The organism is Streptomyces sp. NPDC006372 (assembly GCF_040612515.1).
Lineage (GTDB): Bacteria > Actinomycetota > Actinomycetes > Streptomycetales > Streptomycetaceae > Streptomyces.
In genome coordinates this window covers 168941-181613 of sequence record NZ_JBEXQJ010000009.1, presented here as the reverse complement: position 1 = coordinate 181613, position 12673 = coordinate 168941, and the positions used below count along the sequence as shown (strand labels likewise).

The following is a 12673-nucleotide window of genomic DNA, read 5'->3' as shown; positions in this document are numbered from 1 at the left end:
CCGCCAGGACATGCGTCGCGCCGCCGTCGGCGAGACGCTGGTGGGGTCAGCGCGGTCACACGTCTCTAGGAGATCGTCATGGACAGCGCCACTCTGGAAGACATGCGGACCACGCTGCGCGGACCGGTCACGGGCCCGCGGGACGCCGAGTACGACGAGGCACGCAAGATCTACAACGCGATGATCGACAAACACCCGGCCGCCATCGTGCGGTGCGCGGACGCCGGGGACGTCATGGCGGCGGTCGCCTTCGTCCGCGACCACGGCCTGGAACTCGCCGTACGGGGCGGCGGGCACAGCGGCCCCGGCCTGTGCCTGCTGGACGACGGCGTCACCATAGACCTCTCACCGATGCGCGGGGTGCGCGTCGACCCGGCCGCGAGGACCGCCCAGGCCGGCGGTGGCGCCCAGCTCGGCGACCTGGACCACGCCACGCACGCCTTCGGTCTGGCCACCCCGACGGGCATCATCTCCATGACGGGCGTCGGTGGCCTGACCCTCGGCGGCGGACACGGCTACCTCACCCGCAAGTACGGCCTCACGGCGGACAACCTGATCTCCGCGGACGTCGTCCTCGCCGACGGCAGCTACGTCACCGCGAGCGCCGACGAGCACCCGGACCTGTTCTGGGCGCTGCGCGGCGGCGGCGGCAACTTCGGCATCGCGACGTCCCTCACCTACCGGCTGCATCCGGTGGACACCGTCGGGGTCGGGGTGACCGTCTGGCCGGTCGAACGCACCCGCGAGGTGCTCGGCTGGTACCGCGAGTTCCTCCCCCAGGCGCCCGAGGACGTCTACGGCTTCTTCGCGATCCTCGTCGTCCCGCCCGGGCCGCCCTTCCCCGAGGAGCTCCACGGGCGGAAGGTGTGCGGCGTCGTGTGGTGCCACACCGGTGACCCGGACCGGCTCGACGAGACCCTCTCCGTGGTGAACGAACCCGGGCCGCCGGCCTTCCACTTCACGACGCCGATGCCCTACGTCGCGTTGCAGGGCATGTTCGACGAGCTGATCCCGGCGGGCTACCAGTGGTACTGGCGGGGCGACTTCTTCGACCACGTCCCGGACGCCGCCCTGGACGTACACCTCAAGTACGGCGAGAACAACCCCACGCAGCTCTCACTGATGCACCTCTATCCGATCGACGGTGCCGCCCACCGGACGGGGCCGGACGACACCGCGTGGAGCTACCGGGACGCCGTCTGGTCCGGCGTGTTCGCCGGTGTCGACCCCGATCCGGCCAACGCCGAGACGATCAGGCAGTGGTGCGTGGGCTACCAGGAGGAGCTGCACCCGTACTCCATGGGCGGCTCGTACGTGAACTTCATGGGTGCGGGCGAGGGCCGGGAGCGGGTCCGGGCGACCTACCGCGACCACTACGACCGGCTCGCCCGGGTCAAGCGGACCTACGACCCGGACAACCTCTTCCACGCCAACCAGAACATCGAACCGGCCCGCCGGTGACCACTCCCGTGCCCTGACCCCGGAGGCCGCCGATGGGACAGCTGATCGACGCCGACGGCGTCCGACTGTGGGTCGAGCGCCGGGGCCGGGGGCCGGACGTCCTGCTCGTCGCGGGGCTCGGGGATCCCGCCGAAGCCTGGCAGCCCCAGCTCGACGGACTCGCGGACCGCTACCGGATCACCGCCTTCGACAACCGGGGCGTCGGCCGTACACCGCTGCCCGAGGGGGCGCTCTCCGTGCCGCGGATGGCCGACGACGCCGCTGCGCTGCTGCGCGCGCTCGATGTTCCGGCCGCCCACGTCACCGGTTTCTCGGGAGGCAGTTTCATCGCCCAGGAGATGGCTCTGCGCCACCCCGGGCTGGTGCGCAGCCTCGTCCTCATGAGCACGATGGCCCGCCCCGACCCCTATTTCCGTGCCGTGGCGCGCTTCTGGCACTGGATGGCGGAACGCGCGCCGAGCGAGCGGGCCATGCTGGAGGCGTTCTTCCTGTGGGTCTACACACCGCGCGCCCACGCCGACGGCATGGTCGACCGCTTCGTCGACGAAACACTGGCCTTCGAACACCCGCAGTCCGTCGAGGCCTTCCAACGCCAGCTCGCGGCGTTCGCCGGTCACGACACGCTCGACCGTCTGGGCCGGATCGGTGTGCCGACCCTCGTCCTGTCCGGCGAAGTCGACCTCGTCGCACCGCCACGCCTCGGACGTGTGGTCGCGGACGGCATCCCCGGCGCCGCGTTCGAGGTACTTCCCGGCGAGGCCCACCAGCCCTTCCAGGAGGTCCCCGACGTGTTCAACTCCCGTGTCGACGCGTTCTGGCGCGCGGTGGAGGCGGGGCAGCCGGGGAGCGGCTGAGGGGGAGGGCGGTGTGCGGCGGTCGCAGGCCATTCCGGCGCCCGGGACCGGGCGCCGGAATGGCCTGTTTCAGGCCGCGGCCGGGGCGCGTGACACGGCGGGAGCCGGTTCCTCCGCCTCGGCGAGCAGGGCCAGGAGCGACGCCCGGGCGCGGGCCACGCGGGAGCGGACGGTGCCGATCGGGCAGCCGCTCAGCTCGGCGGCCTCCGCGTACGGAAGACCGAGGAGTTGCGTGAGGACGAACGCCTCGCGCCGCTCGTCCGGCAGTCCGGCCAGCAGCTCCAGCAGCGCGACCCCCTCGTCGAAGCCGGGCAGCCCTCGGGGCTGGGCGAGTTCGACCGCCGGCTCCCAGGCCGGCAGGTCGGCCCGGCGGGGGCGTACGGCGGCGTACCGGAGGCTGTCGGCCACCGCTCGCCGGGCGATGGCCAGCAGCCAGGCACGTGCGGAGGAACGGCCCTCGAACCGGTGCAGGCTGCCGAGCGCCCGCAGGAACGTGTCCTGCGTCAGATCGTCCACGGCCTGCGGATCCGCGCACAGGTGGGCGACGTAGCGGATGACGTCACGGTGCAGGGCGCGCACGAAGCGGTCGACGGCCACGGAGTCCCCGCCGCGGGCGGCCAGCGCCCAGGCGGTTATCGACTCGTCGGTCGACTCGTCGGTCCGCGCCGAGGGTTCGGTTCTCTCGCGGGGCAGAGGCAGGGCAGGAGTGATCACCTGATGTCCTTCTCGGAATGCCGGGACCACGGGCGTGCGGGTACGCCTGACCACGTGGATGGCGTGCGCGCGTGGCCACGCGGTCCTGGTGAGTGAGGGATGCGGTCGTACCCGTACGGCGATGTTCGCGGGCACGGAGGTACGACCGGCTCCGGGGCGCACAGGGGCTGCCCCGGGACCGCCGGCTGCCGTCAGACGGCAGCGGCCCTCACGGGCGGCCCTCGAGAGGTGATCGCGTGGACGAGAAGGAGGAGGCGCGGCGCCCGGTCCGAGGACGGTCGCCGTACCCGCACGGGCGGGGGCGGCGGGACGGGCAGGGCGAAGAGAAGCCGCAGCGGCGCGGCCAGCCGGCCGGCCACGGCGCGCATCAGGCGGAACACGGCCCGCTCGCCGTGGCCCAGCCACAGACCGCACAACAGGGCGGCGAGCAGGTGGGCGGCGAGCATGCCGAGCGACGAGTCACCGCCCGGGAGGTGTCCCGCGTGCCCCAGGTGCGGGGACATGGACTCCATGGAGTGCATGTCGTGCCCCATGGAACCCGCGTCCATGGGTCCCATGTGCATGGACCCCGTGTGCATGGGCTGCGTAGCACCGGCACCCCCTGTTCCGGCGGGCGGCGCCGACGGCAGGAGGGAGAACGCCGAGTGCAGGGCCGTCTGCACGGCCACGGCGACGGCGACGACCAGCCCCGGACCGCGCTCGCGGCCCGCCAGGCACCAGCCCGCCACACCGGTCACGGCCCAGCCGGCCACCAGGGCCCGCAACGGCACGTGGTCGCCGGACATCATGACGTGGCCCAGGGCGGCGAGCACGACACAGACGGCCGCGAACACCGCGGCCCGTGTCGTGCGAGCGCACCACCCAGCTGTCATGGCGCCTCATCCTCGCATCCGGCCCCGCTCGGTCACCCATGGGTACGGACACCGCCCGGGCCGGACACTCAATTCGCGACGTGTGATCCAGGCCACTCCCCCGGAGTCGATGCCTCCGGTCGGGCCACGGCAGAATCCCGGCGTGGACATCACCGCGCAGGAGCTCAACCGGGCAACCCTCGGCCGCCAACTGCTGCTGAGGCGGGAGGCCTTGGAGCCCGCCGAGGCGGTGCGGCGGGTGGTGGCGCTGCAGGCCCAGCACCCCGCTTCGCCGTACGTGGCGCTGTGGAACCGGCTGGCCGGCTTCGACCCGGCCGAGCTGGACGCCGCCTTCGCGCGGCGGACGGTGGTCAAGGCGACCCTGATGCGGATCACGCTGCACGCGGTGCACGCCGACGACCACCGGGTGTTCCGTGAGGCGATGCAGCCGACGCTGTACGCCTCCCGGCTCGGTCACCGTTTCGCCGCCGCGGGGCTCACGCCGGCCGACGGCGAGGCGCTCGCCCGGGAACTGCTGGACTTCGCGGACCGGCCCCGGACTGCCGCCGAGCTGCAGTCCTGGGTGGAGGGGCGGGTCGGCACCGACAAGCAGGCCGGTGCCTGGTGGGGGCTCAAGGGTTACGCGCCGCTGCTGCACGTCCCGACCTCAGGCCCCTGGTCGTTCGGTGTCCGGGCGTCGTTCGTCGCGGCGCCGGCCGGCCCCGCGCCCACGGGCCGGGAACCGGTGGCGCAGGCGGTGCGGCAGTTGGTGCTGCGCTATCTGGCGGCCTTCGGGCCGGCGTCGGTGGCGGACGTGGCGCAGTTCGCGATGCTGCCGCGGACACCGGTGCGGCAGGCTCTGCACGCACTGGCCGACGGGCTGGAGCAGCTGCGCGGACCGGACGGGACCCTGCTGTACGACGTACCGGGCGCCCTGCGCCCGCCGGCCGGCACTCCGGCTCCGCCGCGGCTCATGGCCATGTGGGACAGCGTCCTGCTCGCGCACGCCGACCGCAGCCGTGTGATCCCTCCCGCCTATCGCCGAGTGGTGATCCGCGTGAACGGGGACGTGCTGCCCACGCTGCTGGTCGACGGCCGGGTCGCCGGCGTGTGGCGCGCGGTCGACGGCGCCATCGAGGCCACGGCGTTCCACGACCTGCCGGCCCCCGTGTGGGACGAACTCGCCGCGGAGGCCGCGTCCTTGACCGGACTGCTGACCGACCGTGACACGGAGGTCTACCGCCGCTACCACCACTGGTGGCCGAAACTCCCCGACGGCGAGGTACGCGTGCTCACAGGCTGAGGCCGGCCCAGCCGGCCGGCTTCTACGGGGGCCGCCGCCCCCAAAGGCGGTCGGGCCTCCTAGAGTTCTCGCCATGACGACACGAGCGACACCGGACGCGCAGGCGTACCTCTCCGAGCTGTTCTCCCTGCAGGGCCGGGTCGCGGTGGTCACGGGCGGCAGTTCCGGTATCGGCCGCGCCATCACGGGCGCCCTCGCCCGTGCCGGGGCGAGCGTGGTGGTCGTGGCCCGCGGCGAGGCCGGACTGGCCGCGACGGTCGAGGAACTGACGGCCGAGGGCTGCCGCGCCGCGTGGGTCAGCGCGGACCTGAGCACGCGTGAGGGTGTGCGCACGGCCGCCGAGCGGGCCGCCGAGGTGTTCGGGGAGCCCGACATCCTCGTCAACAGCGCCGGGATCAACCTGCGTCCGCCGATGGACGAGCTCACCGAGGACGTCTGGGACGTCACGATGGCCGTCAACCTCGAGGCGCCCTTCCTGCTCGGGCAGCGTTTCGGCCCCGGCATGGCGGAGCGCGGGTACGGGCGCATCGTGCACATCAGCTCCCAGCAGGCGCACCGGGCGTTCGTCCAGAGCGGTGCCTACGGCGCCTCCAAGGGCGGGTTGGAGGCGCTGGCCCGGTCCCAGGCCGAGGCGTGGTCACCGCGCGGTGTCACCTGCAACGTGCTGGTGCCGGGTTTCGTCATGACACCGCTCAACGCGCGGCTGTCCTCGGATCCGGAGAAGGTGGCCGCCCTCGCCGCGCGCACCATGATCGGGCGGAACGGCCTGGCCGAGGACTTCGCGGGAGCGGCGGTCTTCCTGGCGAGCCCGGCGTCCGCCTACCTCACGGGGCAGTCGGTCCACGTCGACGGCGGTCTGTCCGTCCACTGACGCCGTCCCGGCGTCCGTCCGGGTCCGATCAGCGCTCAGTACGGGGACGCGGCCGTCCGCCACACGAAGACCTCCGTGCTCGGCCCGCGTTCGGAGAACAGGCCGGAATCGGAGGCCTCCCGCAGCAGCCCGCGCAGGTCCTTCTCGAAGTCGTCCCGGCGCCCTTCGAACAGATGCGGCGCCGAGAACGACATCGAGAACACCCAGGCGACGACGTCGTCGCAGGTCCGCTCCAGTGCCTGGCCGCCGGGCACGACGAGACGCCGGGGACCGGAGAATCCCGCGCGGGCGAACACCTCGGCCTCTCCGCCCGCTGTCCCTTGCGGCAGCAGGCCGCGACCTGCTCGCCGTACGGACCCCAGGTACCGCTTGACCAGCTCGTCCACCGCCGCGTAGGGGACCGCCGGGTGCGGCAGGCCGTCGACGGTCGGCTCCTGCGACTTCAGGTCCGCGATGTGCACCAGGGCCCCGCCGGGCCGGAGCATGTCCCTGACGGTCGCCGCGACCAGGTCGCGGTCCATCCAGTGGAAGGACTGCCCGAAGGTGGCGACGGTGAAGGTGCCGAGCCCGGCGGGCAGAGTCTCGGCACGGGCCCGCACCCACCGGGTCTTCTCCCCCACTCCCCGGCCGGCGGCCCCGCGCGCGGCTTCGGTGATCATCCCGCTGTCGGGGTCCACTCCGACGATCTCGCCGAACAGATGCGCGAGGCTCAGGGCGAGCGTCCCGGGCCCGCAGCCCACGTCGATCAGACGTCCCGTCCCGTCGAGCCCCAACGCCCCGGCGAGCGCGTCCGCGAGCCCGGGGGCGTACGGCAGCCGCCCCCGTCCGTAGTAGGCGGCGGTCCCCGAGAACAGCGTGTCGTCCCACTCCCAGCGGTCCACCCCGACCACCCACCCTCACAGCACCGGATCCGCGACCACCCGTACGGGCGATGGACCCGATGGTCCCACGAGCCGCCGACGGGCGAGTGCCGGTGCCCGGTGTCACGCTGGGGCCACAGACGGTCAGTGGAAGGGAAGCATCGCCATGATCACCACGGAGTTCGCCCCCGGTTCCCCCTGTTGGCTCGACCTCGGCGCACCGGACGTCCGGACCGCCGCGGCCTTCTACGGCGCCGTGCTCGGCTGGGAGTACGAGTCCATGGGTCAGAGCGAGGACTTCGAGGGCGGGATGTTCCGGAAGGACGGCAAGATCGTCGCCGGGCTCGGCAAGCTCACGGAGGAGGGGGCGCGCCCGGCCTGGATGCTCTACTACAGCGTCACCGACGCGGACGCCACGACGCAGGCCGTGCGGCAGGCGGGCGGCACCGTGCGGGTGGAGCCGATGGACCTCGAAGAGTGGGGCCGGATGGCGCAGTACAGCGATCCGCTGGGAGGCCAGTTCGCCGTCTGGCAGCCGGGGACCAACAAGGGTGTCGATCTGGTGGACCAGCCGGGGTCGCTGTCCTGGACCGAGCTGTACACGAGCGACGCGGCGGCCGCGAAGGAGTTCTACGGCGGCCTCTTCGGCTGGCAGTTCAGCGACACGCAGCTGCCGGGCGGCGGGGGCACGTACACGCTCATCACCCCCGCCGGCCTGCCCGAGGAACGGATGCACGGCGGCCTCATGGAGCTCGGCAAGGAGCAGTTGTCGCTGGCGGGCGGACGGCCGTACTGGCACCCGGTGTTCGCCGTGGCGGACTGCGACGCCGCGGTGGCCGCGGTCAACGGGAACGGCGGAAGCGTGCAGATGGGCCCCGCGGACGTGGAGGGCGTCGGCAGGCTGGCCGTCTGCCTGGACCCGGCGAACGCGGACTTCGTGGTGCTCACCCCGGCCCAGGGCTGACCCGCGAGTTGACGGACCGCCCCGTGCCCCGCCTCACCACCAGCGGTGACGGTCGCCGGCGATGCGCCGGTCGCCGAGCGGCTGCGCCTCGCGGGCGTTGCCCTCGGGGAAGAGGTCCCGGTAGTGCGCCAGCGCGGCGGCGGAGACCTGCACGGGGTGCGTGAGCACCGTCCAGTGCACCCCGGTGGTGTACGGGCAGGTGGTGGTGGAACCCAGGTAGCGGTAGGACTCGGTGCAGGGCGGCAGCAGCGTGTCGAGCTCGACGTCCGGCACGTCCCAGGGGTCCTCGCCGCGGCGGGCGGAGCCCAGCAGCCGGTCCAGGGAGGGATTGGCGTCACCCGGGTGGACGAAGACCGCGAGGACCGCGTACTCCTTCTCACCGGCCGCGGTCGTCGTCACGCACTTCAGGTGCTGTTCGACCGGGAACGTCACCCCGCCGACGGTGTGCTCGGCCGGGGTGTGCCAGTGGACGTCCTCCAGGTGGTACGTGCGGTCGCCGACGCTCATCAGACACTCCTGCCCGGGCGGCGGCTCGGCCTTCACCGTGCCCTCCTCGGGCCGGTCGCAACCGGGACGGTGTTGCCTCGGGCGCTCGAAGCGCAGCCGCATGGTGAGCCGCGCCGGATGACGCAGGCGCAGCGGCGGCAGGGCCGAGACGTCGGTGTCCTGCGGGCGGATGTCGACCGGGCTCTGGGTCAGCGGCGGGGTGCCGACGGCGGACTGCGCGGGGGCGCTGAGGGACACGGGCGATCACCTTCGGACGGCGGGCGGGCGGGCGGACCATCCCTTTCCCTCTGCCGCGTCCGGGACGCACGAAGTCACCCGGACCGCTCAAGGCGCACCACCGCCTTGACGCGCCACGGTCGCGCACACAGGGCGAGCACCGGCCCCTGAAGGAGCGTGGAAGCCATTTGCATATGATGCGCAAATGCACGACTACAGCATCAGGGCGGCCACACCGGCGGACATCGACGGGGCGCGGGTGGTGATGCTGGACGCCGTGTACCGCGACTTCGACACCGGCTATGTGCCGCGATGGCACGCCGACATCATCGATCCGGTGCCGTTCTACGTCGAACCGCCGCGCCACACACTCCTGGTCGCCGTGGACGATCGGGACGGAACGGTGGCGGCCACGGGGGCGCTGGACGCGCGCGGGCCGGCGCATCCGCCGAATCCGCGCTGGCTGGCGGAACGGTTCCCCTCCGGGGAGACGGCTCAGCTCCGGCGGGTGTACGTGAGCCCGGGGCACCGGCGGCGCGGCCTGGCCCGCCGGCTGGTGGCAGGACTGCTCGACTTCGCACGGGCCGACGGTGGTTACCGGTCCGTGTATCTGCACACGTACCCGCACTCACCCGGCGCGCTGGGCCTGTGGCGGTCGCTGGGCAAGGTCGTGTGCGACGAGCGGGCGGAAGTGCCCGGCGGCGGCAGCGGCGTGGTGCACTTCGAGATTCCCTTCGCCTGAGCATCCGGGGACGACACTGAACACCGCGAAATCACCCCTGGCCAAGGGCCTCGCCGCCCTGCGCGTGCTCGCCCGCGGCGGCGGCCCGACGCTGCTGTGGCGGGCCGTGCTCACGGCCGCGCTGGTCGGCGCGGTCGGCCTGCTGCCGTGGCTGTCGCGCACCGACCCGGCGCTGACCGTGCTCAAGGCGCGCTCGGCGGACCGTGACCCGACGCCGGAGACGCTGCGCGTCGTACGCGACGAACTCGGGCTCGACGACGGCCCGTTGACCCTGCTCGGCCGGTGGCTGGGCGGGCTGCTGCGCGGGGACGCCGGCACCTCGTGGGTGTCCGGCGCCCAGGTGCTGCCCTCCGTCGCTCAGGCGCTCGGCGCGTCGCTGCTGCTGATGTCCGGGGCTCTCGTGGTCGCCGCGGCCACGGCGGCGGCGGTGTGCGCCCGGACGCTCCGGCTCGGTGCGCGAGGCCGGCTGGGCGCGCGTGGGCCCGGCGGCACGGCGACAGCGATGCTGGCCGCGCTGCCCGAGTTCCTGGTCGCCTCGGTGCTGGCCGCGGTGATCGGTGTGCAGCTGGGCTGGCTGCCCGCGCTGGGGTGGTACGGGCCGCGGTGGATGGTGCTGCCCTCGCTGGCCCTCGGTCTGCCCGCCGGAGCGCTGCTCGGGCGGCTGCTGCACGACCTGCTGCCCGGCGCGTTCGCCGAACCCTGGGCGCTGGCCGCGGCGGCGCGCGGTGTCCCGCCGACGTCGGTGGCGCGGCAGGCGGTGCGGCGCTGTGTGCCCGGACTGCTGCCCAACGTGGGCCTGTTCGTGGTCGGCCTGACCGGCGGATCGGTCGCCGTCGAGCAGATCTTCGACATCCCGGGCCTGGGCCGGCTCACCCTGCACGCCGCCCTCGCTCAGGATCTGCCCGTCCTCCAGTCCGGCACGCTCGCCCTGGTCCTGCTCGCGGCCGGTGCCGGCGTCCTCGCCCGGCTCGCGGCCCGGCTGCTGACCGGGCCCGCGCTGCGTGACGGCGCCCTGCACTCCCTGCACCGGACCGGCCCGGCCGCGCCCCGCGCCCTGCCGCTGCTGTACGGGGCGCTGCTCGCCGCTGTCGTCGGTCTCGGACTGCCCCGTGACCCGCTCGCCGTGGACGCGCTCGCCCGGCTGCAAGCCCCTTCGGCGGCGCACCCCTTCGGGACCGACGCGCTCGGCCGGGACGTCCTCGCCCGGGTCTCGCACGGCGCGCTGACCACGCTCGGCTTCGCTCTGGCGGTGAGTGCCGCCGCCCTCGTCACCGGCCTGCTGCTGGGGCTGCTGCCGAGGCTGTCCGGGCCGCTGGTCGACACCGTCAGCGCCGTACCGCCCGTTCTGGCCGGTCTCCTCGTCGCCGGGGCCGCGGGCAGCGGTCCGTGGACGCCCGCGCTCGCCGTCGGTGCCGTCGCCTGGTCCCCGCTGGCCGCCCACACCTCCGCACTGCTGCGTCAGGAGCGCGCGACCACCCACCTGGCCGCGACCCGCGCGCTGGGCGCCGGGCGCCGGTACCTGCTGCGGCACGAACTGCTGCCGGCCGTGCTGCCGCCGGTGGCCCGGCACGCGCTGCTCCGGCTGCCCGGCATCGCGCTGGGCCTCGCCTCGCTCGGCTTCCTCGGCCTGGGCGCCCAGCCGCCGTCTCCCGAGTGGGGGCTGCTGCTCGCCGAGAACCAGCCGTACACCGAGCGGGCGCCGTGGGCCGTCCTCTTCCCCGCCGCCGTGCTCGCCCTGCTGGGAGCGCTCGCGGTGACGGCCGCCGGAGGTGTACGGCTGCCCCGGCGGCGCGAACGGCCCGGCGGACCGTCCGTGCTGTCCGGACCGTCCGGTCCGTCTGGTCCGTCTGCTCCGTCTGGTCCGTCTGGTCCGTCTGGGGAACGGAGCACGCCCGTGCCGGGGTGGCAGTCGCACCGGCCCGACGGCCTCCTGACCCCTGTGCCCACCCCACCGGCGGAAGAACGATGACCGACCCCACCCCCCGTGTCGTGACCCGCCGGGCCTCTCGTACGGCGCCCAGGACACCGCGCGAGAGCACCTGGCGGCTCTGGAAGGAGCTGTCGCCGCTGCTGCGGCTGCTGATCCTGACGCAACTCGCCTTCAACGTCGGCTTCTACGCCGTCCTGCCGTTCCTCGCCGAGCACCTGGGCACCGCCATCGGCATGGCGGGCTGGCTGGTCGGGTTCGTCCTCGGGCTGCGCACCTTCAGTCAGCAGGGACTGTTCGTAGTGGGCGGCTGGCTCGTCGACCGGTGGGGGGTGCGCCCGGTGGTGCTGGCCGGCTGCGTGCTGCGGATCGCCGGGTTCGCCTGGCTCGGGTACGCGGAGGCGAGCGGGGCCGTGATCGGCGCCGTGCTGGTGATCGGTTTCGCCGCCGCGCTGTTCTCCCCCGCCGTGGAGTCCGAGGTGGCCCGGCAGGCGGTGGACTGGGAAGAGGCAGGGCACGGGGCGCGTACCGGTGTCCTGGCCCTGTTCAGCGTGGCGGGCCAGATCGGGGCCTTCGCCGGCCCGCTGCTCGGCGGGCTGCTGCTCGCCGTGGACTTCCGCACCGCATGCCTCGCGGGAGCCGCGGTCTTCGTGCTCGTCCTCGCCGGGCACCTGTGGCTGATGCCGCAGCACATACCGGGCCGGGTCCGCGCCCCGCAGCGGGGCGGAGTGCGGGTGCTGCTGCACAACCGCCGCTTCCTGGCGCTGTGTTGCGCGTACGGCTCGTACCTGCTCGCCTACAACCAGCTGTATCTGGCTCTGCCGGACGAGGTGCAGCGCGCGTCGGGTTCCCAGGCGCCACTGTCCTGGCTGTTCGCGCTCTCCTCGGTGCTCGTGGTCTTCGCACAACTGCGCGTGACCCGCTGGGCCGGCGACCGGCTCGATCTGCGCCGCTCCATGACCGCCGGGCTGCTGCTGATCGCGTCGGGTTTCGTGGTGGTGGCCGCTGCGCGCCCCGCCGGCTGGACGGGCATCGCGGGACTGCTGCCGGCCGCGGGCTTCGTGGTGCTGCTGACGGTGGGGCAGATGCTGGTCGTGCCCGCCGCCCGGGCCTGGGTGCCCGACCTCGCCGAGGAGGGCCGGATCGGCCTCTACTCGGGTGCGCTGTCGTCCGTCTCCGGCCTGATCGTGCTCGCGGGCAGCGCGGCCACCGGCTCCCTGCTCGACCTGGGCCTCCCGGCCGCCGTGCCGTGGCTGGTCCTGGCCGCCGTGACGGCTCTCGCGGTGACGCTGCTGCCGCGCCGGGAGGAGGGCGCGGCCGCCTGAGACTTCTGGCCACGGCGGTCACGCGGCGCCAGTATCCTGGGTCGGCTGCGGCACACCCCATCAACCTCCGCTGGAACG

General features: G+C 73.8%; 12 protein-coding genes. 8 read left to right on the top strand and 4 right to left on the bottom strand.

The window, feature by feature from the left end:
- Positions 1–78: 78 nt before the first annotated feature.
- Together ABZ016_RS17270 and ABZ016_RS17265 are read left to right on the top strand one after the other, a co-directional pair.
- Positions 79–1461, top strand: a complete 1383-nt coding sequence (locus ABZ016_RS17270; protein WP_356917454.1) for an FAD-binding oxidoreductase — start codon at positions 79–81, stop codon at positions 1459–1461.
- A gap of 32 nt (positions 1462–1493) precedes the next feature.
- A complete protein-coding gene (locus ABZ016_RS17265) occupies positions 1494–2315 on the top strand; it encodes an alpha/beta fold hydrolase (protein WP_356917453.1) in 822 nt (273 codons plus the stop codon).
- 69 nt (positions 2316–2384) lie between these two features.
- On the opposite strand, the gene ABZ016_RS17260 is transcribed toward ABZ016_RS17265, so the two are convergent.
- A complete protein-coding gene (locus ABZ016_RS17260; RefSeq protein WP_356917452.1) occupies positions 2385–3029 on the bottom strand; it encodes a sigma-70 family RNA polymerase sigma factor in 645 nt (214 codons plus the stop codon).
- A 191-nt stretch (positions 3030–3220) separates the two neighbouring features.
- Entirely contained in the window at positions 3221–3901 is a 681-nt protein-coding gene (locus ABZ016_RS17255; protein ID WP_356917451.1) for a hypothetical protein, read from the bottom strand.
- Between the two features lie 142 nt (positions 3902–4043).
- On the opposite strand from ABZ016_RS17255, the gene ABZ016_RS17250 reads away from it, so the two are divergent.
- On the top strand, positions 4044–5183 hold the full coding sequence (locus tag ABZ016_RS17250) for a winged helix DNA-binding domain-containing protein (RefSeq protein ID WP_356917450.1): 1140 nt from the start codon (positions 4044–4046) through the stop codon (positions 5181–5183).
- A 73-nt stretch (positions 5184–5256) separates the two neighbouring features.
- Positions 5257–6054 (top strand): SDR family oxidoreductase, encoded by a 798-nt coding sequence (locus ABZ016_RS17245; RefSeq protein ID WP_356917449.1) that lies wholly within the window; start codon positions 5257–5259, stop codon positions 6052–6054.
- Between the two features lie 35 nt (positions 6055–6089).
- Here ABZ016_RS17245 and ABZ016_RS17240 read toward each other — a convergent pair whose 3' ends face one another.
- The gene (locus tag ABZ016_RS17240) at positions 6090–6935 is read right to left on the bottom strand and encodes a class I SAM-dependent methyltransferase (protein ID WP_356917448.1); all 846 of its coding nucleotides are present in this window, start codon (positions 6933–6935) and stop codon (positions 6090–6092) included.
- 145 nt (positions 6936–7080) lie between these two features.
- Between ABZ016_RS17240 and ABZ016_RS17235 the strand changes: the two genes are divergently transcribed.
- Entirely contained in the window at positions 7081–7878 is a 798-nt protein-coding gene (locus ABZ016_RS17235; protein WP_356917447.1) for a VOC family protein, read from the top strand.
- Positions 7879–7911: 33 nt separating this feature from the next.
- Here the strand turns inward: ABZ016_RS17235 and ABZ016_RS17230 are convergent, their stop codons facing one another.
- Positions 7912–8622, bottom strand: a complete 711-nt coding sequence (locus ABZ016_RS17230) for a carbonic anhydrase family protein (protein WP_356917446.1) — start codon at positions 8620–8622, stop codon at positions 7912–7914.
- Between the two features lie 184 nt (positions 8623–8806).
- Here ABZ016_RS17230 and ABZ016_RS17225 point away from each other — a divergent pair, with 184 nt between their 5' ends.
- From ABZ016_RS17225 to ABZ016_RS17215, 3 genes are all read left to right on the top strand, one after another.
- Positions 8807–9343 (top strand): GNAT family N-acetyltransferase, encoded by a 537-nt coding sequence (locus ABZ016_RS17225; RefSeq protein ID WP_356917445.1) that lies wholly within the window; start codon positions 8807–8809, stop codon positions 9341–9343.
- A 64-nt stretch (positions 9344–9407) separates the two neighbouring features.
- Positions 9408–11312 (top strand): ABC transporter permease subunit, encoded by a 1905-nt coding sequence (locus tag ABZ016_RS17220; protein WP_356917444.1) that lies wholly within the window; start codon positions 9408–9410, stop codon positions 11310–11312.
- A complete protein-coding gene (locus tag ABZ016_RS17215) occupies positions 11309–12595 on the top strand; it encodes an MFS transporter (protein ID WP_356917443.1) in 1287 nt (428 codons plus the stop codon). Before ABZ016_RS17220 ends, ABZ016_RS17215 begins: the two co-directional genes overlap by 4 nt.
- Positions 12596–12673: the final 78 nt, after the last annotated feature.

Excerpts from the sequence above, each read along its gene's own strand:
- ABZ016_RS17270 (WP_356917454.1), top strand. The coding sequence starts at position 79 with ATGGACAGCGCCACTCTGGAAGACATGCGGACCACGCTGCGCGGACCG.
- ABZ016_RS17265 (WP_356917453.1), top strand. The coding sequence starts at position 1,494 with ATGGGACAGCTGATCGACGCCGACGGCGTCCGACTGTGGGTCGAGCGC.
- ABZ016_RS17255 (WP_356917451.1), bottom strand. The coding sequence starts at position 3,901 with ATGACAGCTGGGTGGTGCGCTCGCACGACACGGGCCGCGGTGTTCGCG.
- ABZ016_RS17245 (WP_356917449.1), top strand. The coding sequence starts at position 5,257 with ATGACGACACGAGCGACACCGGACGCGCAGGCGTACCTCTCCGAGCTG.
- ABZ016_RS17235 (WP_356917447.1), top strand. The coding sequence starts at position 7,081 with ATGATCACCACGGAGTTCGCCCCCGGTTCCCCCTGTTGGCTCGACCTC.
- ABZ016_RS17225 (WP_356917445.1), top strand. The coding sequence starts at position 8,807 with ATGCACGACTACAGCATCAGGGCGGCCACACCGGCGGACATCGACGGG.
- ABZ016_RS17215 (WP_356917443.1), top strand. The coding sequence starts at position 11,309 with ATGACCGACCCCACCCCCCGTGTCGTGACCCGCCGGGCCTCTCGTACG.